We start from the raw sequence: 22,450 nt of genomic DNA on the forward strand, positions 1-22,450 counted from the left end.
GCTGAATGTCCGACATGGCCATGATCCGGATCGGGATCCTGATCGCTGGACTGCTGCTGGTCGCGGCCATCTTCCTGTTTGGTCGCCCGAAGAAATCGCCGCAGGGCCGTCGCGTCGACAAGGACGATGGCCAGCCGCGCGAACGGCGCGAACCGGTGATTTCCGGCGAAACCGGCATGGATGGTGAAGCGCTGGAACGCGGCGCAAGCGTCGAGCAGAGCGAGCTCAACCAGGACGACCAGGACGCCGCTGGCGGTAACGATGTCGGCAAGCGCCCGAACCAGGATTTCGACAAGATCGTCTCGCTGTTCGTGGCCGCCAAGGCCGGCCAGGTGCTGCGCGGCGAAGATGTGGTGGTCGCTGCCGAAAAGACCGGGCTGGTCTTCGGCCACATGAATGTATTCCACCGTCTGGTGGAAGGGCATCCGGAGCGCGGGCCGATCTTCAGCATGGCCAGCATCCTCAAGCCCGGCAGCTTCGACATGGCCAACATCCGCGAGATGCAGACCCCGGCGATTGCGTTTTTCCTCACGCTGCCGGCGCCAATGACCGCGCTGGATGCCTGGGAAAAGATGCTGCCCACTGTGCAGCGCATGGCCGAACTGCTCGATGGCGTGGTGCTGGACGACAGCCGTAACGCCTTGGGCCGGCAGCGCGTGGCGCATATCCGCGACGAACTGCGTGCCTACGACCGCCAGCATCAGGCACCGCCGCTGACCAAGTCGCCGCGCTGGTGAGTTGACATGTTGAGCCTGCAGGGCGTGTTGGCGGTGGCGTTGCTGCTGGTGCTGTGGGCGATCCTGGCGATGCCGTTGTTGTGGATCTTTACCAGGATCGCCGCGCGCCTGCGCAAACGCCCGCGGCATTCGCCCTGGTTGGTAGGCGGCTTTGCGGGCGCGATCACCTTGCTGGTCGCGCCGGTGCCAACGCCCTTCATCAGCGTGTTCCTGCCGCATGCGATCGCGCTGTTCGACCGCCGTTACTACACGCACATCCTGCAAGGCCCGCCGATGCTGCGCGAGCTGCTGCTATGGAACGCCGGCTCGATGGCACTGACCTTCGTCAACAGCTATCTGTGGATCCGGCGCACGCTACGCGCTTCCAACAGCGAGGCGATGGATCAGTAGTTTTAAAGCCCCTCTCCCGGCGGGAGAGGGGTTGGGGTGAGGGTACGGGGCGAAGCCACTTGTGGTGTGTCATTTCTGAAGGCGCGTAGCGACGCGGCGATGCGCCCCTCATCCGCCCCTGGCGGGGCACCTTCTCCCCCATAAAGCAGGACAATGTCACGATGGGAGAAGGGTTCGCGTTGGCTTTATCAAACGCTTTGCGAGTTAGCGCTTGGCTTTGCCGAACGCCTCGCGAAAACGCAGCATCTCCGCTTCGGTGCCCACGCTGACACGCACGCGCTTGGGCCAGATCGGCCAGCTGCGGCCGACGATGACGCCCTGCTTCTGCATCGAATCGGCGAACACGCCCGCATCGCGTTTGACGTCCAGCAGGAAGCAGTTGGCTTGCGAGGGCAGGCAGGTGTAACCCTTGCCCTTGAGCCAGGCGATGGTTTCGTCGCGCACGCGGGCGTTGTCTGCGCGGCGGGTCTGCACCAGCAGTGGGTCGCGCAGGCTGGCGATGCCGGCGGCCATCGCCGGCACCGACAACGGGTTGCTGCCGAACGCGGCAAGTCTGGTCTGCAGGCCCGGCGGGGCCAGGGCGGCGCCCAGACGCAGGCCGGCCATGCCGTAGAGCTTGGAGAAGCTGCGCAGCACGATCAGGTCCTGGCGCTGCCGCACCAGATCGGCCACCGAGGGCTCGTTGCTGTAATGGATATACGCCTCGTCGACCACCAGCACCGCGCTGGCAGGCTTGTTGGCCAGCAGCCACTCGATCTCGGCGCGCGGGGTGATGGAACCGGTCGCGTTGCCGGGGTTGCAAACATAGATCAGGCCTGCGGTCGGGTCGGCCTTGGCCATCGCCTTGACGTCGTGTGCGCCATCGGCACGCAGCGGCACCTTGCGCACGGCCACGCCGCGGGCAGTGGCGCTTTCGATCAGCGGGTCGAAGCTAGGGTCGGCCACCACCAGCCCGGCGCGCGCGGAGGTGAACAGATTGCTGGCGCGACTCAATGCATCCCTGGAACCGGGAAACAACGACAGATGATCGTTGGGCAGCTGCAGCTCGCCGGTCATCAGGTTGCGCAGATCCTGCTCCAGCTCGAACAGGTAGCGGCCCGAGCGCGCCAGCGCACGCGTGGCAGCGTCAACCGCCGCCGGGGCAGGCCCGAGCGGGTGCTCGTTGAGGTTGAGGTACACGGTGCCGGCCGCGGCGGCCACGCCCGGCGTTGCCGGCGCCGCGGTGCGCTTGCGGGCCGCCTCGGCCGCGGGTGCCAGCCCCAGTGCGGAAACCGCCACGCCGGTGGTGGCGAGGCTGAGAAACGAGCGGCGCGAGACGGGCAACGACACGGGTGAACTCCAGAAGCGGCGGGCAACGAGGGCGCCACGCTAGCCGGTTTGGGCGTGTCTGCCTATCGGGAAATACCCGCAGGGCCGGTCGTGCCGGCGCGCGCTGCAATCAGGTGGTAGCGACGGTGGTGTTTCCAGCGTTTGCGTACACAGGCCAGGTAACCGCCGGGCTCGCTTTCCAGCAGTATTTGCAGCTTCTGAAGCACCTGCTTTGCTCCGAGGCAGACACGTGGCAAGGTGTGGTTTAAGCATCACCAACGCGGCGGATGCCGCCAATGCCAACGCCTTCATCCATCGATCGATCCGCGCGACCGAAGGCGCTTGTGCCAGCGCTTGGCATCGGCATGGCCCGTTAGAATGAGCGGCCCAGAGCCAGCCCAGCGATCGTATGACTGTCAGCCCGGATCCCGCGCAGCGCATCGATGCCCTGCGCCGTCGCATCGAAGACGCCAACTACCGTTATCACGTGCTCGACGAGCCGCAGATGGCCGACGTCGATTACGACCGTCTGATGCGCGAGCTGGAGGCGCTGGAAGCGGCGCATCCGCAGCTGGCATCGGCCGATTCTCCGACCCAGCGTGTCGGCCATCTGGCCGCGTCGCGGTTTGCCGAAGTGCGCCATGCCTTGCCGATGTTGTCGTTGGGCAATGCCTTCAGCGATGAGGAAGTGGGTGAGTTCGTGCGGCGCATCAGCGAGCGCCTGGAAATCAAACAGCCGGTCTTTTCGGCCGAACCCAAACTCGACGGTCTGGCGATCAGCCTGCGCTACGAAAATGGCGAGTTCGTGCAGGGGGCCACGCGCGGCGATGGCGCCACCGGCGAGGATGTCAGCGCCAATCTGCGCACCGTCAAGGCGATTCCGCTGCGCCTGCGCGGCGAAGGCTGGCCACAGGTGCTGGAAGTGCGCGGCGAGGTCTACATGCCGCGCGCCGCCTTCGAAACCTACAACGCGCAGATGCGCGCGCAGGGCGGCAAGGTGCTGGCCAACCCGCGCAATGGCGCGGCCGGCTCGCTGCGCCAGCTGGACGCGCGCATCACTGCGCAGCGCCCGCTGAGTTTCTTTGCCTACGGCGTGGGCGAGGTGAGCGAAGGCGCATTGCCGCAGACGCATTCGGCAATCCTGGCGCAGCTGCGCGAATGGGGCTTTCCGGTCAGCGCGCTGGTCGAAGTGGTGCAGGGCAGCGAGGGTTTATTGGCGTATTACCAACGCATCGGCGAAGCGCGCGATGGATTGCCCTTCGATATCGATGGCGTGGTCTACAAGCTCGACGATCTGGCCGGGCAACGCGAGATGGGATTCGTGTCGCGCGCACCGCGTTGGGCGATTGCACACAAGTTCCCGGCGCAGGAGCAGTCCACCACGGTGGAAGCGATCGAGATCCAGATCGGCCGCACCGGTGCGGCCACGCCGGTCGCACGCTTGAAGCCGGTGCATGTGGCCGGGGTGGTCGTCACCAATGCCACGCTGCACAACGCCGACCAGATCGCGCGGCTGGATGTGCGGGTGGGCGACACGGTGATCGTGCGCCGCGCCGGCGATGTGATCCCGGAGGTGGCCGCGGTGGTGGCCGATCAGCGCCCGCCCGGCACCCAGCCATGGCGCATGCCCACGCAGTGCCCGGTGTGCGGTTCGGAGATCGTGCGCGAAGAAGGCCAGGCGGTGTGGCGCTGTTCCGGCGAATTGACCTGCCCGGCGCAGCGCAAGGAAGCCTTCCGGCATTTCGTCTCGCGGCGCGCGATGGATGTGGATGGCCTGGGCGAAAAATTCATCGAAGTGCTGGTCGACAGTGGCCTGGTGCAGGGCGTTGCCGATCTGTATCTGCTTACCGTCGATCAGCTGCTGCAGCTGCGCCTGATCAGCACCGCCGAGAGCCCGCATGGCTTCCTGCGTGAAGCGCGAGAGCATCTGGCCAGCGGTGCGTATGCGCAGCTGGAAACCCGTGTGGTCGGCATTGGCGTGGACCTGGCCGGCGAGCGCGAGGTGCCGCAGACCTGGCAGGCCGATCTGCTGCGCGCAGGCCTGCCGAAGTTCGACTGGAACCGCAAGAAGATCGCCACCAAGTGGGCCGAGAACCTGATCGAGGCGATCGAAACATCGCGCGATACCACGCTGGAGCGCTTCCTGTTTGCGCTGGGCATCGAGCATGTGGGCGAAAGCACGGCCAAGGCGTTGTCGGCCTGGTTCGGCGATCTGGAATTGATCCGCCATCTGCCATGGCCGTTGTTCAAGCGCGTGCCGGATATCGGTGGCGAAGTGGCGCGTTCGCTCGGGCACTTCCTCGACCAGCCCGGCAATCAGCAGGCCATCGACGATCTGCTGGAGCGTGGCGTACGGATCGGCGATGCGCATCCGCCATCGCCCAGGCTGCGCGAGGCATTGAGTTTCGCCAGCGTGCTGGAAGACATGGACATCCCCAAGGTGACGCCGGTGCGCGCGCAACAGCTCGCCGCTGCGGTGGAATCGTTCGCCGCATTGCGCACCGCAGGCGCCGATGCCTTGCAACAGGCCGGCGTTCCCGCGCCCGTGGTGGCCGCGTTGCTGCAATGGCTGGATCGCCCGGAAAACGCCGCGTTGGCCAGCGCAGCGCAACAGGCGATGGAAACGGTGCTGGCGCGCCTGCCGGAAGCCGATGCGCTGCAGACCGGCCCGCTCGATGGCCAGACGGTGGTCATCACCGGCACCCTGGCTGCGCTGACACGCGATGCCGCCAAGCAGCGACTCGAAGCATTGGGCGCGAAGGTCGCCGGCAGCGTCTCCAAGAAGACCGCGTTCCTGGTGGCCGGCGAAGAAGCCGGCTCCAAGCTCGACAAGGCGCAATCGCTGGGCGTGGATATCTGGGACGAAGCACGTTTGCTGGCCTTCCTGGGCGAACACGGCCAACAACCATGAGCGCAGCGCAGGTCGATCTGGCCGCGCTGCAGTTGCGTGCGCGGCTCAATGCCACGATCCGCGACTTTTTCGCCGAACGCGGCGTGCTGGAAGTGGAAACGCCGGTGCTGTCGGTAGCCGGCAATACCGAGCCGAACATTGAGAGTTTCAGCACCCGCTTCAGCGGCCATGTCGATGCCGGCGTGCCGCTCCGCTGGTTGCGCACCTCGCCGGAATATCCGCTCAAACGCCTGCTTGCCGCAGGTGTGGGCGATTGCTACGAACTGGGCCGGGTGTTTCGCAATGGCGAGGCCGGCGGCCGCCACAACCCCGAATTCAGCATGCTCGAATGGTATCGGGTGGGCCGGAACGAACGCAGCCTTGCGCAGGAAACCATCGAACTGGTGCGTCGTGCGCTTGCGCTGGTCGGGCGCGAGGTCACGGTGCAGGTGCTGACGTATCGCACGCTGTTCGTGCAGACGCTGGGCATCGACCCGCTGCGCGATCCGCTCGAAACATTACGCGCCGCGCTGCATGACGTGGCCATCGATCCCGCCGGCCTGACCCGCGACGATTGGCTGGACCTGCTGATGACCCATCGCATCCAGCCGGGCTTTGCCAGCGACACCCTGACGGTCGTGCACGACTGGCCGGCCAGCCAATGCGCGCTGGCGCGTGTGCGCCACGACGACCCACCGGTGGCCGAGCGTTTCGAGCTGTATCTGGGCAGCTTCGAGGTGGCCAACGGCTACCACGAACTGAACGATGCGCAGGAGCAGCGTGCGCGCTTCGAACGCGACAACGCCGTGCGTGCGGCGCGCGGATTGCCGCAGCTGCCGCTGGATGAACGCCTGCTTGCAGTGTTGTCGCAGTTGCCGGACTGCGCCGGTGTGGCGGTGGGCGTGGATCGCCTGCTGATGGCCTTGCGCGGCACCACGCAGATTGCCGACGTGCTGGCCTTCGACTTTGCCCGCGCCTGAAGTCGCGGCGCAGCAGCCACTGCGCCAGACGACCAAGGCGCTGCCACAACGCGGGTGCGGCACGGCAGATGTCCGCGCCAGACCGGGCCGGCACACAACAGATCGGGCCTGTCTGGCACATCCTGCACAAACCAGGCAGCTTGCGGTTGCCTGGTCATAGCAGGCGCGCACCACGCTGCCATGCCGTTGTCACCTGCGCCGTATTGCTATCTTCACATCGATGATGCTCTCATCTTCACGTCAACAGGGGCGCGACGTAGATCGTTTCGGGGTGAGGATTGTCGGCATGAAATGGCTGATCAGCTTATGCGGTTTGTGGTGCTTGCCGCTGCTGATGCTCGTCGATGCGCGCGCTTCCGAGCGCGCGGCCGGTGTGGTGCGCTGCGAGTCCAAGGACATGGCGCGCGTGCACTGCGCGATGGACATCGCCAATGGCGTGCAACTGGTGCGCCAGCTCTCCGAGACCAGCTGTATCCGCGGCAGCGAATGGGACGTCGAAGACGATGGCGTGTGGGTGGAACAAGGCTGCCGCGCCGAATTCGCAGCGTCCCGCGTGCAGACCGCAACGGTGATGCGCCGCGTGGTGCGCTGCGATTCCAATGGCGGCAAAGTGGCATGCCCGGTGGTGCTGCGTGGCGCGCCGGTGCGGCTGCTGCGGCAACGTTCGATGTGGCCGTGCAAGGAGGGCCGTACCTGGGGCGTTCGCCGTAACGAGATCTGGGTGTCGCGTGGATGCGATGGCGAATTCGAAGTGGGTGCCGAAGATGGCTCCGGCTTCGTGACGGTGCCGCGCATGGTCACCTGCGAATCCAAAAAAAGCGCGCGCCGCACCTGCGGGGTGTCGGTGGAGCGCGCCGTGCGCCTGGGCCGGCAGATGTCCAGAACGCCGTGCGTGGAAGGCCAGACCTGGGGCTGGAGCCGCGACGGTGTGTGGGTGAACGACGGCTGCCGCGCCGAGTTCATCGTCGACTGAGTGGCTGACCGGGCCGCTGCGCTACCGCGCGTCGGTCGATTGCCGGGCGGAGGATTCAGGTCTCGCCGCGAGGCGGTTGCTCAGCGGTTTGGCTGCCGGGCCCTTGCACGCCCACCGTTGCGGGACACGCTGCGAGTACGTCCTTTTTGCTGCAGGGCCCTTGCCCGCCCACCATCGCAGGACACGCCGTGAATCCGTCCCCGGAGGCTCTGGCGCGGCATCCATGCCGCTCAAGGTCCCGCGACGGTGAGCGGGCAAGGACCAGTCGAGTTGGTCGGTGCGCATGGCTTTCAATAAAACAGTCAGCAAACTGCCTGGTGCGTTGACTTCGTTTCTTAATGAAGCCCCCAGCCAACTGTCTGGTGCGGTGCCCTTGCCGATTGCGGGACCGTTGGCGGCATGGATGCCGCCACCGAGCCTCCAGGGACGGATTAACGGCGTGTCCCGCAAGCGGTGAGGGCACCGCGCCCCGACTAACCAGGCGTTTGCTGGTGCTTGAGGACTGCGAGCTGAGCATTGAAGGTCCACTGACTGCACCGCCCCCGCGCCTTACAATGGACGCATGAACGACAGCGCCCATATCGATTACGCCCGCTACGACCACATCCGGCCACTCCTGTGGACCGGCGATGCCCTGGAATTGCTCGACCAACGCAAGCTGCCCTTCGTGGTGGAACATGTGCGTTGCGACACCAGCGACGCGGTGGCCGAGGCGATTCATTCGCTGGCCGTGCGCGGTGCGCCGGCGATCGGCATTGCGGCCGGGTGGGGCGTGGTGCTGGCCGCACGCGATGTCGTTGCAGACGACGGCAGCGCCGCGCTGCAGAAACTCGAGCCGGCGTTGCTGCGGCTCAATGCGGCGCGCCCGACCGCGGTCAACCTGGCCTGGGCGCTGATGCGCATGCGCCGGGTGCTGGGCGCGGCCGGCGCCGACTGGCGCGAGGTGATCGCGCGCGAGGCGCAGGCCATCGCTGATGAGGATCTGGCCGCCAACCGCCACATGGGCGCGCTCGGCGCCGGGCTGATCGCCCCGGGCAGCGGCGTGCTGACCCATTGCAACACCGGTTCGCTGGCCACCGCCGGCTTCGGCACGGCGCTGGGTGTGATCCGCGCCGGCATGGCGCAACAGCGCATTGCCAAGGTGTTTGCCGGCGAAACCCGGCCGTGGCTGCAGGGCGCACGCCTGACCGTGTGGGAATTGCAGCAGGACGGTATCGACGCCACCTTGATCGCCGATTCGGCCGCCGCGCATCTGATGAAGTCCGGGCTGGTGCATTGGGTGATCGTCGGCGCTGACCGCATCTGCGCCAATGGCGACACTGCCAACAAGATCGGCACCTATCAGCTGGCGATCGCTGCGCGCCACCACGGCGTCAAGTTCATGGTGGTGGCGCCGTCGTCCACGGTGGATATGGCCACTGCCAGTGGCGATCAGATCGAGATCGAACAGCGCGATCCGGGCGAATTGTTCGGCGTAGGCGGGGTCAGGACGGTGGCCGACGGCATCCACGCCTGGAACCCGGTGTTCGACGTCACCCCCGGCGATCTGATCGATGCGATCGTTACCGAACGCGGTGTGATCGCGCAGCCGGACCTGGCGCGGATGCAGGCGGCGTTCGGCAACTGAGCCCGGCACCGCGCCGGCAGGCTGCCAACGCCGCGCAAACTCCCTGCAAGTGCTTGTTTCTGGCTGGTAAACCGGAGCCATCGGGGTGGCCTGCCGTGGTACAATCCGGTGCTTGAATCGATCGGCGGGAGCGTGGGGCCGGCAGCCTGTGACTAAGGCGCCCCCGACGCGGCTTTCCGGCTCGCCCGCCACCTCACTTACGGAACCCGAATGGCAGAAACCGCCAAGGAAATCATCCAGGTCAACCTGGAAGACGAGATGCGCAAGAGCTATCTCGATTACGCGATGAGCGTGATCGTGGGCCGCGCACTCCCCGATGCCCGTGACGGCCTCAAGCCTGTGCACCGACGCGTGTTGTTCGCGATGCACGAGTTGGGCGCACACAGCAACAAGGCCTACTTCAAGTCGGCGCGTATCGTCGGCGACGTCATCGGTAAATACCACCCGCACGGCGACCAGTCGGTGTACGACACGCTGGTGCGCATGGCGCAGCCATTCTCGCTGCGTTACATGATGGTGGACGGCCAGGGTAACTTCGGTTCGGTCGACGGCGACTCTGCTGCGGCGATGCGTTACACCGAGTCGCGCATGTCGCGGCTGGCGCATGAGCTGATGGCCGACATCGACAAGGAAACCGTCGATTTCCAGCCAAATTACGATGAAAAGGAACAGGAGCCGACGGTCATGCCGACCCGGTTCCCGAGCCTGTTGGTCAATGGTTCGGCCGGTATCGCGGTAGGCATGGCCACCAATATTCCGCCGCACAACCTGACCGAGGCGATCAACGCCTGCATCGCGCTGATCGACACCCCGGCGCTGGATGTCGAAGGCCTGATGGAATACATCCCCGGCCCGGATTTCCCCACCGCCGGCATCATCAACGGCACCGCCGGCATTGCCGCCGGTTACCGCACCGGCCGTGGCCGCGTGCGCATCCGTGCCAAGGCCGATGTGGAAGTGGCCGACAACGGCCGCGAAGCGATCGTCGTCACCGAGATCCCGTACCAGGTCAACAAGGCGCGGCTGATCGAAAAGATCGCCGAGCTGGTCAAGGAAAAGAAGCTCGAAGGCATCAGCGAGCTGCGCGATGAGTCCGACAAGGACGGCATGCGCATCTATATTGAAATCAAGCGCGGCGAGTCTGCCGAGGTTGTGCTCAACAACCTGTACCAGCAGACCCAGATGGAGTCGGTGTTCGGCATCAACATGGTGGCGCTGATCGATGGCCGCCCGCAGTTGATGAACCTCAAGCAGATGCTGGAGGCGTTCATCCGCCACCGGCGCGAGGTGGTCACCCGCCGCACCATCTTTGAGCTGCGCAAGGCGCGTGCGCGTGCGCACGTGCTGGAAGGCCTGACCGTTGCGTTGGCCAACATCGATGAAATGATCGAGTTGATCAAGACCTCGGCCAACCCGCAGGAAGCACGCGAGCGCATGCTGGCCAAGACCTGGCAACCGGGTCTGGTCGGCGCGCTGCTGGGCGCGGCCGGGGCCGAAGCGTCCAAGCCGGAAGATCTGCCGCCGGGCGTGGGCCTGATCAAGGGCTTCTACCAGCTCAGCGAAGTGCAGGCTTCGCAGATCCTGGAAATGCGTCTGCATCGCCTGACCGGGTTGGAACAGGAAAAGCTGACCGACGAGTACAAGCAGTTGCTCGGCGTCATCGAAGGCCTGATCCGCATTCTCGAAAACCCCGACGTGCTGCTGCAGGTGATCCGCGACGAGCTGATCAATATCCGCGAAGAATACGGCGACGAACGCCGCACCGAAATCCGTCACAGCGAAGAAGATCTGGACATCCTCGATCTGATCGCGCCGGAAGACGTGGTGGTGACGCTGTCGCACGCCGGCTATGCCAAGCGCCAGCCGGTGAGCGCCTATCGCGCGCAGCGCCGCGGTGGCCGTGGCCGTTCTGCCGCAGCGACCAAGGAAGAAGATTTCATCGACCAGCTGTGGCTGGTCAACACGCACGACACGCTGCTGACCTTCACCAGCAGCGGCAAGGTGTTCTGGTTGCCGGTGCATCAGCTGCCGGAAGCCGGCTCCAATGCGCGTGGCCGCCCGATCATCAACTGGATTCCGCTGGAAGCCGGCGAGCGTGTGCAGGCGGTGCTGCCGGTGCGCGAATACGTCGATAACCGCTACGTGTTCTTCGCCACCCGCAACGGCACGGTCAAGAAGACGCCGCTGAGCGAATTCGCCTTCCGTCTGGCGCGCGGCAAGATCGCGATCAACCTGGACGAGGGTGATGCGCTGGTCGGTGTGGCCTTGACCGATGGCGACCGCGATGTGTTGCTGTTTGCCTCCAACGGCAAGACCGTGCGCTTTGGCGAATCCACCGTGCGTTCGATGGGCCGCACCGCCACTGGCGTGCGCGGTATTCGCCTGACCAAGGGCGAAGAGGTGGTCAGCCTGATCGTTTCCGAGCGTGCCGGCGGTGTCGAAGAAGAGATCGAAGACGACGGTGTGGATGAGGTTGTCGAAACCACCGAGGGCGCCGAGGCCGCGCTGATCGATATCGCCGATGATGGCGATGCGGCCTACATCCTGACCGCCACCGAAAACGGCTACGGCAAGCGCACCCCGCTGGCCGAGTACCCGCGCAAGGGGCGTGGCACCCAGGGCGTGATCGGTATCCAGACCACCGAGCGCAACGGCAAGCTGGTGCGTGCGGTGCTGTTGGGTGCCACCGACGAAGTGCTGTTGATTTCCGATGGCGGCACGCTGGTACGCACCCGCGGTTCGGAAATCTCGCGCGTGGGCCGCAATACCCAGGGCGTCACGCTGATCCGTTTGTCCAAGGGTGAAAAGTTGCAGGCAGTGGAACGCCTGGACGCATCGCTGGATGACGTGGACGACGTGGTGGACGAAGCGAACGCAAGCGCAAGCGAAGCGCCACCGGCGGACGCGTGATCGCAGCGCGCCAGCAACGCCGCTGACGAAAAACGCCGGTGAAAGCCGGCGTTTTTTATGCGCGTCGTTTTTAACGCGTGGTGTTTTATTGCGGGCGCTGACATCTGCAACGCAGTGTCTTCGCGTGTCGCTGCAAAGAACGCGGCTCTTTCACCGGCACAGGTCGAAGGTTGTTGGCGGTGCGGCGGCGTTGCGTCGCCGCTTACTCGAAGAGGAACAACTGATGACGATTCTGGATCGTCCTTCCGGTCGCGGCCATTGGGCGCTGGCGACTTTGGGAGGCGTGATTGCATTACTGGGCGTGGTGCTACTGGCCGGTGGTGTGTGGCTGGCGGCGTTGGGCGGCTCCTGGTACTACGCACCGGCCGGTGCAGCGATGCTGATTGCCGGTGCGCTGCTGTTTCGCGGCCGCAATGCGGGCGCCTGGTGGTTTGCCGGCGTGGTGGTGGTCTCGCTGTTGTGGACATGGTGGGAATCGGGCAGCGATTACTGGCGGTGGGTGCCGCGTCTGGGCTTGATTGTCGGCCTGGCATTCGTGCTCGCGCTGTTGCTGCCGAGATTGCAACGCCCGGTGTCGCGCGCGGTCTCGCGCAGCGTGGCCGGCGCACTGGCGGTGGTGTTCGTGGTGGCCTTCGCATTGGCCTTCATGCCGCACGGCGTCACCGAAGCCGATGGCGCGTTGGCGCATGCGGCCGGGATGCTCGGTGGTCTGGTCAAGCGCACTGGGTCTGCTTCGGTTACGGCCTCTGGCGCACAGCCGGCGAACGACCCTGCCGACGGCGATTGGGCCGCGTACGGACGCAGCCAGGCCGGCCAGCGCTATTCGCCGCTGCAGCAGATCAATCGCGACAACGTCGCGCAATTGCAGCAGGCCTGGCTCTTTCATACCGGCGATCTGCCGAGCAAGCGCTGGGGTGCAGAAACCACGCCGCTGAAGGTGGGCGACAGCCTGTATCTGTGTACTGCGCGCAATCAGGTGATCGCGCTGGATGCCGCCAGCGGCAAGCAGCGCTGGCGTTACGATCCCAAGGTCAAGGACGAGGCGATTCCGTATACCGCGGCCTGCCGTGGGGTGTCGTATTACGAAGTGCCGGCAGCTGCCAACGCTGTAGATGCTGGGGCAACGGCAACGGCAACGTCGCCGGCAGCGCTGTGCCGCACGCGCGTGATCGAAGGCACGCTGGACGGCCGCTTGATTGCGCTGGATGCACGCAGCGGCACGCCGTGCCCGGATTTCGGCAGCAATGGTCAGGTCGATATCACCGTCGGCATGGGGCAGACGCCGCCGGGCTATGTGTCGATCAATTCACCACCGGCCATCGTGCGTGGCGTGGTGGTCACCGGCCATCAGGTGCTCGACGGGCAGAAGCGTTACGAGCCTTCCGGTGTGATCGAAGGCTTCGATGCAGTGACCGGCAAGTTGCGCTGGGCCTGGGACATGACGCATCCGGAATGGAACGGTGCACCGCCGCCGGGCCAGAGCTGGACGCGCGGCACGCCCAACATGTGGACCATTGCGGCCGCCGATGAGCAGCTGGGCTATGTGTATCTGCCGATGGGCAATTCCACCGCAGATTACTGGAGCAGCTCGCGCACGCCGCAGGAAAATCATTACGCGACCTCGCTGGTGGCGCTGGATGTCACCACCGGCAAGCCGGTGTGGAATTTCCAGACCACCCACATCGATGCCTGGGATTACGACCTGGGTTCGCAGCCGAGCCTGATCGATTTCCCCAAGGACGGCGTCAACGTGCCGGCGGTCTTGCTGCCGAGCAAGCAGGGCGAGTTGTATGTGCTGGACCGGCGCACCGGTAAGCCGCTGGTGGGCGTGGAAGAACGTGCGGTGCCAGGTGGCGGCGTGGAGCCGCAGATGCGCGCAAAGACCCAACCGTTTTCGCTGTATCACACGCTGCGCAAGCCGGATCTGACCGAGCGCGATATGTGGGGCATGACCCCGATCGACCAGCTGATCTGCCGCATCCAGTTCCGCACCGCCAGCTACAAGGGGATTTACACGCCACCGGAAGCGGACCGCCATTCGATCGAATACCCAGGTTACAACGGCGGGTCGGATTGGGGCAGCGTGGCGGTGGACCCGCGGCGCGGTGTCATCGTTGCCAATTACAACGACATGCCCAACTACAACCTGCTGGTGCCGCGCGCCAAGGCCGACAAACTGGGCTGGGCACCGCGCGATGAAGTGCGTGGCGATGCCGGCGGTGCGGAAGGGGCAGGCGACCCGCAGGCGGGTACGCCTTACGCGATCAACGTCAACGCCGGTTGGCGGCTGCCGTTCACCAAATTGCTGTGCAAGGAACCGCCGTACGGCGGCATCCGCGCCATCGATCTGGCCAGCGGCAAAACACTCTGGGATCGTCCGTTCGGCAGTGCGCGCGGCAATGGCCCGTTCGGCATCCGCTCGGGGTTGCCCATCGAGATCGGCACGCCGAACAACGGTGGTGCGGTAGTGACGGCCGGTGGGTTGATCTTTATCGCCGCCGCCACCGACGACCTGATCCGCGCCATCGATCTGGCGACCGGCAAGGAGCTGTGGCATGCCGCGCTGCCGGCCGGCGGCCAAGCCAACCCGATGGTGTACGAATACGATGGCCGGGAATATCTGGTCATCATGGCCGGCGGGCATCACTTCATGGAAACCCCGGCAGGCGATGCGTTGATCGCCTACGCGCTACCCCAGCACTAGTCCACTGAATCATTGAAATCGGATGCATGATCCCCAGGTAGTGTGTCATGCAAAGAACGAAGTTGACGATCCAACAGCGTGCTGAATTGGAGGCGGTGATGCGCAAGCGTCACGGCAACGCCGCTTTGGTGCGCCGCGCGCGGTGTGTTGTGCTTTGGAGCGATGGAGAACGTCGAGTCCACATACGCACTAAGCTTGCCTGCAACGACGCATTCGTCTCGAAGTGGACGGCGGCGTTTGAGGCGCAAGGACTGGCCGGGCTGGTGTCGGTGCATCCTGGGCGTGCGCCGAAGATACCGACGGCCAAGCTGGAAGCGCGTGTGCTCAACCGCACGCTCAAGCACAAGCCCAAGGACGGTTCGACGCACTGGAGCAGTCGCAAGCTGGCTGCCGAGCTGGGCAATGTGTCGTTCTCGGCCGTCCAGCGCATTTGGCGCAAACACGGCGTGCGTCCGCATCGGTTGGACACCCACATGGTCTCCAACGACCCGGAGTTTGAGACCAAGGCCGCAGACGTGATCGGCCTGTACCTGGACCCGCCTGCGCACGCGGTGGTCTTCTGCGTGGACGAAAAGACCGCGATCCAGGCGCTGGACCGCAAGGACCGGATGCTTGCATTGGCACCCGGACGCGCGCAAAGCCACGGATTCGAATACAAGCGTAATGGCACACTGAGCCTGTTCGCCGCGCTCAATACGGGCACTGGCGAAGTGCTGGGCAAAACGGCAGCTCGTCACACCAGCGAGCAGTTCGTGACCTTCCTCGAAGAGGTTGTCGCCAGTCAGTCCAACGGCCGGGACATCCATGTCATCTGCGATAACGTCAGCAGCCACAAGACGCCGCTCGTGCATGCGTTCCTGGCCGAGTACCCCCGCGTTCATATGCACTACACCCCCACCTACTCGTCATGGCTGAACCAGGTCGAGAACTGGTTCGCCCGCATCCAGCGTGATGTCATCACACGCGGGGTTTTCTCCTCAGTCAAAGACCTCGATAAGAAGCTCATGCGCTACATCCGCCAGTACAACAAAAACCCAAAACCGCTGAAATGGACCTTCGCTGATCCAACTCGACGCATCACATCCGATTCCTCGGATTCAGTGCACTAGCGTTGGAACGTGCAAAGAAAAAACGCGCCGATAACGGCGCGTTTTTTTATGGGCGCAAGCGGCTTGAAGCCAACCAAGCACAGTGCACATCACGGCATCGAGTTAACAGCTCCCCGGCGCGCAGGCTCTTACGATTCCCGATTCCCGATTCCCGATTCCCGATTCCCGATTCCCGATTCACCCAACGTTCGCCACCAACTCATCGTCCTGCACCGCATCGCGCACATCCTGCGCCAACGTCGCCTTGACGATGATCGAGCGGATCGCATCGGTGGCCTCGGACAGCGGCACATCGTTGCTGAGGCGCTGAAAGGTGTCGCGGCTGTTATAGCCGGAGCCGTCCTTCAGATAATGCTCGTACATCGACAGCAGGTCCTGGCAGGCGGTGATCAGGGCAGCGACATTGCCGCGCACCAGCGCATGACCCAGCTGATCGAAACTGTGCAGGCAATCGGCAAGCCAGTGCAGGTCGTAGCGCGCCGTGCTCGGCTCGGGCGCGTTGTGGCCGCGGCTGTAGGCGCTATAGCGACGCAGGCTGCGCGCCACGCGCGCCACGTGCGCGAACAGCGTGCCGATCTCGTTGGCGATATCCAACTGCTGCACCATCACCATCGGAATCACCTGGCCGGCAGTGGCTGCCTGCTGCTCCGATGCGTTCTGCTCCTGCTGATCCAGCGATTGCTTCAGCACGGCGTAACTGCGCTGCAGCGATTCCAGTTCCAACGTGGTGGCGGCCGTACGCGCTTTCAGTTGCGACAGCGCCGCCTGATAGCGGCCAAGGCTGTCCTGCGTGCTGGCAAGCTCGCCGGATTCGGTGCGCAGCTGGCGGCCGCGCACGAATGCCAGTCCGGTGGCGATCAGCGCCCAGAGTGCGAATGCAGGCACCAGGTAAATCAAGATGCCCATGGAAATTCCTCAAACCGTTGCATACCTTGTCGGCCTGCAAGGCGCAGACTTGAGGGTGATTGTCGGGAATGTGACGGGGCCGCTAGATCGGCGCGTGCAGGGCAGAACAGCCACCGCAGCAACGAGCGCTTCGGCATGCCTGGGGTAACGAGCGCTGCCAAGCCTTGGGGCAGCCGACAAAACGACTGCATTCACCGCCATGCGGGCGCGGCCGGTGCGCGGGGCGGCATGGACCACGTGTACACCCCGGTTCCTGCGCGCCGTCCGCACCCGCCTGACGACTGCTTGCCACGTTGGGTTAGCGCTCTCAGGGTGAAACGCAGCGACGCATCCAGGCCCCGCGACGACCGATGGCCGCCACTGGGGCAGCGCCGAGCGGCGCATCTTGAGCGCGCGATCGTCCACGCGCCGCATTGCTATCAGCCCAGAATCCCCGGCAAATCCAGTGCCTTTTCTTTCGCGCAATCGGTTGCAATCGCATAGCCGGCATCGGCGTGGCGCATCACACCGGTGGCCGGGTCGTTCCAGAGCACGCGTTCGATGCGCTTGTCGGCGGCCTCGCTGCCGTCGCAGACGATGACCATGCCGGCGTGTTGCGAGAAGCCCATGCCGACGCCACCGCCGTGATGCAGCGACACCCAGGTGGCGCCGGACGCGGTGTTGAGCAGGGCATTGAGCAGTGGCCAGTCGGAGACTGCATCGGAGCCGTCGGCCATCGCTTCGGTTTCGCGATTGGGCGAGGCCACGCTGCCCGAATCCAGATGGTCGCGGCCGATCACCACCGGCGCCTTCAATTCACCACTGCGCACCATCGCATTGAAGGCCAGGCCCAGCCGGTGGCGGTCGCCCAGGCCCACCCAGCAGATACGCGCGGGCAGGCCCTGGAAGGCGATCTTTTCGGCCGCCATGTCGAGCCAGCGATGCAGGTGGGCATCGTCGGGAATGAGTTCCTTGACCTTGGCATCGGTCTTGGCGATGTCGTCCGGGTCGCCGCTGAGTGCCACCCAGCGGAACGGGCCAATGCCGCGGCAGAACAGCGGACGGATATAGGCGGGCACAAAACCGGGGAAGTCGAACGCATCGGCGACCCCTTGTTCCAGCGCCATCTGGCGCAGGTTGTTGCCGTAATCCACGGTGGGCACGCCGAGCGCGTGGAAGGTGAGCATGGCGCGGATGTGGTTGGCCATCGTCTCGCGTGCGGCGGCTTCCACCTCCCTCGGCGCGCTCACGCGATTTGCGTCCCACTCTTCCACGCTCCAGCCCTGCGGCAGGTAGCCGTTGACCGGGTCGTGTGCGGAGGTCTGGTCGGTCAGCAGGTCCGGCTTGATCCCGCGCAGCAGCAGTTCGTCCAGCACATCGGCGACATTGCCGAGCAGGCCGACCGACAGCGGCTTCTTTGCCGTGCACGATTCCTCGATCAGCCGTAGCGCTTCATCCAGCGAATCGGTCCAGGTATCCAGATACCCGGTGCGCAGGCGCATGTCGATGCTGGAACGACGGCACTCCACTGCCAGGCACGAAGCACCGGCCATCACTGCCGCCAGCGGTTGCGCGCCGCCCATGCCGCCCAGGCCGCCGGTAAACAGCCACTTGCCGGCCAGGCTGCCGGCGTAGTGCTGGCGGCCCATTTCCACGAAGGTTTCGTAGGTGCCTTGCACGATGCCTTGCGCGCCGATGTAGATCCAGCTGCCGGCGGTCATCTGGCCGTACATCGCCAGGCCTTTTTGATCGAGCGTGTTGAAGTGGTCCCAGGTGGCCCAGCGCGGCACCAGGTTGGAGTTGGCGATCAGCACGCGCGGCGCGTCGGCATGGGTGCGGAACACGCCGACCGGCTTGCCCGATTGCACGAGCAGTGTTTGATCATCGTCCAATCGGGTGAGTGCAGCGACAATCGCATCGAAGGATTCCCAGTCGCGCGCAGCACGGCCGATACCGCCGTACACCACCAGTTCCTGCGGGCGCTCGGCCACGTCCGGGTCCAGGTTGTTCATCAACATGCGCAGCGGTGCCTCGGTCAGCCAGCTCCTGGCGGTGAGCGTGGTGCCGGTGGCGGCGCGGATGACGCGGGTTGCATCGTGACGGGTCATGCCGGGTTCCTTGCAATCAACGGGTGGCCGCAGCCAGCGCGGTGTCGGAAGAGGGGGCACTGGCGAACTGCAGGCAGGCCAGCAGCACATGCCGCAGTACCGCACGCAACGCGACTGCATGCGCGGGCTGCCATGGCGTGGGCCAGTTGTCGGGCGTGATGGTGTCCGGCTCGCCCATGTAGCCGCGGCAGGCCAGCTCCATCTGCAAACTGTGCACGCCGTGCTCGGGTTGCGCGTAGTGGCGGGTGATCCAGCCACCCTTGAAGCGGCCGTTGCGCACGGTGCTGTAGCCGCTGCTGCGGCACAGCTGTTCCACTGCATCGACCAGCGCCGGGTCGCAGCTGCGGTCGTCATTGCTGCCGATGTTGAATTGCGGCAATTCGCCATCGAACAGGTGCGGAATCAACGAACGGATCGAATGCGCGTCGTACACCACGATTTTTGCGTGTTGCGTACGCAGGCGCGCAATTTCGTCGGCAAGCGCGGCGTGGTACGGGTCGAACCAGCGCGTGCGGCGCAACGCGATCTGCGCCTGGTCCGGTGCAGCGCCATCGGCATACAACGGCTGATTGTCGAAGGTGGTGAGCGGGCACAGGCCAGTGGTGTTCTGGCCCGGATACAGCGATGCGCCGCTGGGGTCGCGATTGACGTCGATGACCGAGCGCGAGATGGCGGTGCGCAGCGTGGTGGCGCCCAGCGCGTGCGCGAAGTCGTAGAGCTGATGCACCCACCAATCGGCATCGCGCCGCGCCAGCCACGGCGACACGAACTGGTCGGCCACCGTGTCGGGCAGCTCGGTGCCGGTATGCGGAAAACTGATGATCAACGGCGCGTCGCCGCGGTGCAGGTCCAGCCAGCCGGGCAGGGCGTTCATCGCTGCGCTCCATGTGTCACTGCACTGCGCATCTGGCACGCGTCGCGCAGCTGTGCAGAGTGCGCATGTCGCGCGTTGCATGGCCTGTCATCGCATGCGTACGTGCGTGGAGATATCGCGAGAGACCGCATTCGCGATTGCGGTGATGCAGGCATCGCGCCACGTGGTGCGATCTGCCAGCTCATGCGCCGTGCTCCACACCCGGCAACGCAATCGCCACCGCCTGCGCCAGCGCTCCCGAGCGTACCAATGCGCTGGCGGCCAGCATATCGGGATGGAAATAGCGGTCGTCCTGCAACATGGGCACCTGCGCGCGCAACACCGCACGTGCGGCTTCCAGCGCGGCGCTGGAGCGCAGCGGCGCATGGAAATCGCAGCCTTGCACCGCGGCCAGCAGTTCGATACCGATGACATGCGCGGCGTTCTCGGCCATCGCCAGCAGACGGCGCGCACCGTGCGCTGCCATCGACACGTGATCTTCCTGATTGGCCGAGGTCGGGATCGAATCGACACTGGCCGGGTACGCACGCTGCTTGTTTTCCGACACCAGCGCGGCGGCAGTGACCTGCGGAATCATGAAGCCGGAGTTCAAGCCCGGGCGCGGGGTGAGAAACGCCGGCAGCCCCGACAGCGCCGGGTCCACCAGCATCGCGGTGCGGCGTTCGCTGATCGAGCCGATTTCGCACACCGCCATCGCCAGCATGTCGGCGGCGAAGGCCACCGGCTCGGCATGGAAGTTGCCGCCGGACAAGGCCTCGCCGGTCTCGCTGAAGACCAGCGGGTTATCGGACACGCCATTGGCTTCGATCTCCAGCGTGCGTGCGGCCTGACGCATCACATCCAGCGCCGCGCCCATCACCTGCGGCTGGCAGCGCAGGCAATACGGGTCCTGCACGCGCACATCGCCAAGCCGATGCGATTCGCGAATGGCCGAATCGGCCATCAACGCGCGCAGTGCCGTCGCGGTGGCGATCTGCCCCGGCTGCCCGCGCAGTGCGTGGATGCGCGCATCGAACGGCGTATCCGAGCCCTTGGCCGCTTCCACCGACAACGCACCGGTGACCAATGCGGCCTGCAACACGGTTTCGATCTCGAACAGGCCGGCCAAGGCGCAGGCGGTGGAAAACTGGGTGCCGTTGAGCAGTGCCAAGCCTTCCTTCGCGCCCAGCACGCGCGGCTGCAGCTGCGCATGTGCGAGCGCGTCGGCAGCAGGCAGACGCTGCGCGCCGACGAACGCTTCGCCCACCCCGATCATCACCGCGGCCAGATGCGACAGCGGCGCCAGATCGCCGGACGCGCCCACCGAGCCCTGGCACGGCACCACCGGCGTGATGCCGTGGCGCAGCATCGCTTCCAGCAACGCCAGCGTGTCCGGCTGCACGCCGGAGGCGCCCTGGGCCAGGCTGGTGAGCTTGAGCGCCATCATCAGCCGCACCACCGGCACCGGCGTCGGCTCGCCGACACCGGCCGCATGCGAGAGCACGATATTGCGCTGCAGGGTCTGCAGGTCCTCGCGCTCGATGCGCACGCTGGCCAGCTTGCCGAAGCCGGTGTTGACCCCGTACACCGGCTCGCCACGCGCAACGATGGCTTCCACCGTTTGCGCACTGCGCAGCACCGCGGCCGCGCAGGCGTCGTCCAGCACGACGTCGGCGCCGCGATACAGCGCACGCCACTGCGCCAGCGTGACCTGGCCGGGCTGCAACACAACAGAACTCATGACGACTCCGAATTCAGCGAAAGATGCCCGCGCCAGACGCGGGCATGAAGAGGGTTGAAGCCCATGCGGTAGACCAGATCGGCCGGCGCATCGATGTCCCAGATCGCCAGATCGCAGTCCATGCCGGCGCGCAGCTGGCCCAGGCGCCCACTGCGCCCGAGCGCGCGTGCAGCCTCGCGGGTAAAGCCGGCGATGCACTCGTCCACGGTCATGCGGAACAACGTCGCCGCCATGTTCATCGCCAGCAACGGGCTGGTCAGCGGCGAGGTACCCGGGTTGCAGTCGGTGGCCAACGCCAGCGGCACGCCGGCTGTGCGCAATGCGGCAATCGGCGGCAGTTGGGTATCGCGGGTGAAATAAAACGCGCCGGGCAACAGCACCGCCACCGTGCCGGCGCCGGCCATCGCCGCGATGCCGGCCTGATCCAGGTATTCGATGTGATCGGCCGACAGCGCGCCGTAGCGCGCGGCCAGTTCCGCACCATGCTGGTTGCTCAGCTGTTCGGCGTGGATCTTGATGTGCAGGCCTTGCGCCTGCGCCGCGATAAAGACCTGTTCGGCCTGCGCGTGCGAGAACGCCAGATGCTCGCAGAACACGTCCACGGCCTCGGCAAGCCCCTGCGCGGCGATCGCCGGAATCATCTGTGCGCAGACCTGGTCGATATAGGTCTGCGCGTCCTCGCCGGGCGGTACGGCATGTGCGCCCAGGAAGGTCGGCACCACTTCCACCTTGCGCAGCGCAGCGAGCTGGCGCGCTACGCGCAGCTGCTTGATTTCATCGTCCAGCGTGAGCCCGTAGCCGGATTTGATTTCCAGCGTGGTCACGCCTTCGGCAAGCATGGCGTCCAGGCGCGGCAGGCTGGTGGCCAGCAGCGCGGCCTCGTCGGCCGCGCGGGTGGCGCGCACGGTCGCCACGATGCCGCCACCGGCTGCGGCGATGTCGGCGTAGCTGGCGCCGCGCAGGCGCTGTTCGAATTCGTTGGCGCGGTTCCCTGCGTAGACCAGGTGCGTGTGGCAATCGATCAGGCCCGGGCTGATCCAGCGGCGCTGGCAGTCGTGCGCGGTGTCTGTTTCCAACGCCGGGGCCTGGGCGGCCGGGCCGGCGTAGATGATGCGGCCGTCCTGGCAGGCAACCACGCCCTCGTCCACGATGCCCAGGCCGCCATCGGCCGCATCCAGGGTCATCAGTTCCGCGTTGTGCCAGAGAACGTCGCAATGCATGGCGCAGGCTCGTGG

15 protein-coding genes and 1 other RNA gene are annotated in these 22,450 nt (G+C 65.6%); 10 read left to right on the plus strand and 6 right to left on the minus strand.

The genetic code is table 11. The features are described from left to right. The first annotated feature begins 5 nt into the window (after positions 1-5). Positions 6-737 (plus strand): cell division protein ZipA, encoded by a 732-nt coding sequence (gene zipA, locus M3O59_RS08090; protein WP_064634822.1) that lies wholly within the window; start codon positions 6-8, stop codon positions 735-737. Positions 738-743: 6 nt separating this feature from the next. Continuing rightward, entirely contained in the window at positions 744-1,127 is a 384-nt protein-coding gene (locus M3O59_RS08095) for a hypothetical protein (protein ID WP_116905269.1), read from the plus strand. A gap of 204 nt (positions 1,128-1,331) precedes the next feature. Here M3O59_RS08095 and M3O59_RS08100 read toward each other — a convergent pair whose 3' ends face one another. Further along, a complete protein-coding gene (locus tag M3O59_RS08100) occupies positions 1,332-2,456 on the minus strand; it encodes a pyridoxal phosphate-dependent aminotransferase (RefSeq protein WP_116905268.1) in 1,125 nt (374 codons plus the stop codon). Positions 2,457-2,844: 388 nt separating this feature from the next. On the opposite strand from M3O59_RS08100, the gene ligA reads away from it, so the two are divergent. The 7 genes from ligA (at position 2,845) to M3O59_RS08135 (ending at position 15,628) form a co-directional block, all read left to right on the plus strand. Beyond that, positions 2,845-5,346, plus strand: coding sequence for an NAD-dependent DNA ligase LigA (gene ligA / locus M3O59_RS08105; protein WP_116905267.1), 2,502 nt, complete (start codon positions 2,845-2,847; stop codon positions 5,344-5,346). Beyond that, positions 5,343-6,305 (plus strand): EF-P lysine aminoacylase EpmA, encoded by a 963-nt coding sequence (epmA, locus tag M3O59_RS08110; RefSeq protein ID WP_116905266.1) that lies wholly within the window; start codon positions 5,343-5,345, stop codon positions 6,303-6,305. Before ligA ends, epmA begins: the two co-directional genes overlap by 4 nt. Before the next feature lie 286 nt (positions 6,306-6,591). Continuing rightward, positions 6,592-7,278 (plus strand): DUF3011 domain-containing protein, encoded by a 687-nt coding sequence (locus tag M3O59_RS08115; protein WP_064634827.1) that lies wholly within the window; start codon positions 6,592-6,594, stop codon positions 7,276-7,278. A gap of 562 nt (positions 7,279-7,840) precedes the next feature. Then, positions 7,841-8,905 carry an S-methyl-5-thioribose-1-phosphate isomerase gene (mtnA, locus tag M3O59_RS08120; protein ID WP_249046918.1) on the plus strand — a complete coding sequence of 355 codons (1,065 nt, stop codon included), beginning with the start codon at positions 7,841-7,843 and terminating at the stop codon, positions 8,903-8,905. A gap of 210 nt (positions 8,906-9,115) precedes the next feature. Then, positions 9,116-11,815: a DNA gyrase subunit A gene (gene gyrA / locus M3O59_RS08125; protein WP_249046917.1), complete on the plus strand. Its 2,700-nt coding sequence runs from the start codon at positions 9,116-9,118 to the stop codon at positions 11,813-11,815. Between the two features lie 223 nt (positions 11,816-12,038). Then, positions 12,039-14,519, plus strand: coding sequence for a membrane-bound PQQ-dependent dehydrogenase, glucose/quinate/shikimate family (locus M3O59_RS08130; RefSeq protein WP_249046916.1), 2,481 nt, complete (start codon positions 12,039-12,041; stop codon positions 14,517-14,519). Positions 14,520-14,617: 98 nt separating this feature from the next. Then, on the plus strand, positions 14,618-15,628 hold the full coding sequence (locus tag M3O59_RS08135) for an IS630 family transposase (RefSeq protein WP_082925906.1): 1,011 nt from the start codon (positions 14,618-14,620) through the stop codon (positions 15,626-15,628). A 177-nt stretch (positions 15,629-15,805) separates the two neighbouring features. On the opposite strand, the gene M3O59_RS08140 is transcribed toward M3O59_RS08135, so the two are convergent. Then, complete coding sequence (locus M3O59_RS08140) at positions 15,806-16,534, minus strand: hypothetical protein (RefSeq protein WP_116906085.1); 729 nt, start codon at positions 16,532-16,534, stop codon at positions 15,806-15,808. A gap of 228 nt (positions 16,535-16,762) precedes the next feature. Between M3O59_RS08140 and M3O59_RS08145 the strand changes: the two genes are divergently transcribed. Then, a non-coding RNA gene (locus M3O59_RS08145) (sX9 sRNA) lies at positions 16,763-16,838 on the plus strand. A 115-nt stretch (positions 16,839-16,953) separates the two neighbouring features. Here the strand turns inward: M3O59_RS08145 and hutU are convergent. From hutU to hutI, 4 genes are all read right to left on the minus strand, one after another. Further along, positions 16,954-18,621 carry a urocanate hydratase gene (gene hutU / locus M3O59_RS08150; RefSeq protein WP_116906084.1) on the minus strand — a complete coding sequence of 556 codons (1,668 nt, stop codon included), beginning with the start codon at positions 18,619-18,621 and terminating at the stop codon, positions 16,954-16,956. Between the two features lie 16 nt (positions 18,622-18,637). Beyond that, positions 18,638-19,495, minus strand: coding sequence for an N-formylglutamate deformylase (hutG, locus tag M3O59_RS08155; RefSeq protein WP_116906083.1), 858 nt, complete (start codon positions 19,493-19,495; stop codon positions 18,638-18,640). A 181-nt stretch (positions 19,496-19,676) separates the two neighbouring features. Next, the gene (gene hutH / locus M3O59_RS08160; RefSeq protein WP_116906082.1) at positions 19,677-21,215 is read right to left on the minus strand and encodes a histidine ammonia-lyase; all 1,539 of its coding nucleotides are present in this window, start codon (positions 21,213-21,215) and stop codon (positions 19,677-19,679) included. Next, positions 21,212-22,435 (minus strand): imidazolonepropionase, encoded by a 1,224-nt coding sequence (gene hutI, locus M3O59_RS08165; RefSeq protein ID WP_249045340.1) that lies wholly within the window; start codon positions 22,433-22,435, stop codon positions 21,212-21,214. The genes hutH and hutI overlap by 4 nt, the downstream gene beginning before the upstream one ends. Positions 22,436-22,450 lie beyond the last annotated feature (15 nt).

This window comes from Xanthomonas nasturtii (assembly GCF_023337365.3).
Taxonomy (GTDB): Bacteria; Pseudomonadota; Gammaproteobacteria; order Xanthomonadales; family Xanthomonadaceae; genus Xanthomonas; species Xanthomonas nasturtii.

What these genes read in the sequence shown, in the direction of transcription:
- zipA (WP_064634822.1), top strand. Translation starts at nt 6, where the DNA reads ATGTCCGACATGGCCATGATCCGGATCGGGATCCTGATCGCTGGACTG.
- M3O59_RS08095 (WP_116905269.1), top strand. Translation starts at nt 744, where the DNA reads ATGTTGAGCCTGCAGGGCGTGTTGGCGGTGGCGTTGCTGCTGGTGCTG.
- ligA (WP_116905267.1), top strand. Translation starts at nt 2,845, where the DNA reads ATGACTGTCAGCCCGGATCCCGCGCAGCGCATCGATGCCCTGCGCCGT.
- epmA (WP_116905266.1), top strand. Translation starts at nt 5,343, where the DNA reads ATGAGCGCAGCGCAGGTCGATCTGGCCGCGCTGCAGTTGCGTGCGCGG.
- M3O59_RS08115 (WP_064634827.1), top strand. Translation starts at nt 6,592, where the DNA reads ATGAAATGGCTGATCAGCTTATGCGGTTTGTGGTGCTTGCCGCTGCTG.
- mtnA (WP_249046918.1), top strand. Translation starts at nt 7,841, where the DNA reads ATGAACGACAGCGCCCATATCGATTACGCCCGCTACGACCACATCCGG.
- gyrA (WP_249046917.1), top strand. Translation starts at nt 9,116, where the DNA reads ATGGCAGAAACCGCCAAGGAAATCATCCAGGTCAACCTGGAAGACGAG.
- M3O59_RS08130 (WP_249046916.1), top strand. Translation starts at nt 12,039, where the DNA reads ATGACGATTCTGGATCGTCCTTCCGGTCGCGGCCATTGGGCGCTGGCG.
- M3O59_RS08135 (WP_082925906.1), top strand. Translation starts at nt 14,618, where the DNA reads ATGCGCAAGCGTCACGGCAACGCCGCTTTGGTGCGCCGCGCGCGGTGT.
- M3O59_RS08140 (WP_116906085.1), bottom strand. Translation starts at nt 16,534, where the DNA reads ATGGGCATCTTGATTTACCTGGTGCCTGCATTCGCACTCTGGGCGCTG.
- hutU (WP_116906084.1), bottom strand. Translation starts at nt 18,621, where the DNA reads ATGACCCGTCACGATGCAACCCGCGTCATCCGCGCCGCCACCGGCACC.
- hutG (WP_116906083.1), bottom strand. Translation starts at nt 19,495, where the DNA reads ATGAACGCCCTGCCCGGCTGGCTGGACCTGCACCGCGGCGACGCGCCG.
- hutH (WP_116906082.1), bottom strand. Translation starts at nt 21,215, where the DNA reads ATGAGTTCTGTTGTGTTGCAGCCCGGCCAGGTCACGCTGGCGCAGTGG.
- hutI (WP_249045340.1), bottom strand. Translation starts at nt 22,435, where the DNA reads ATGCATTGCGACGTTCTCTGGCACAACGCGGAACTGATGACCCTGGAT.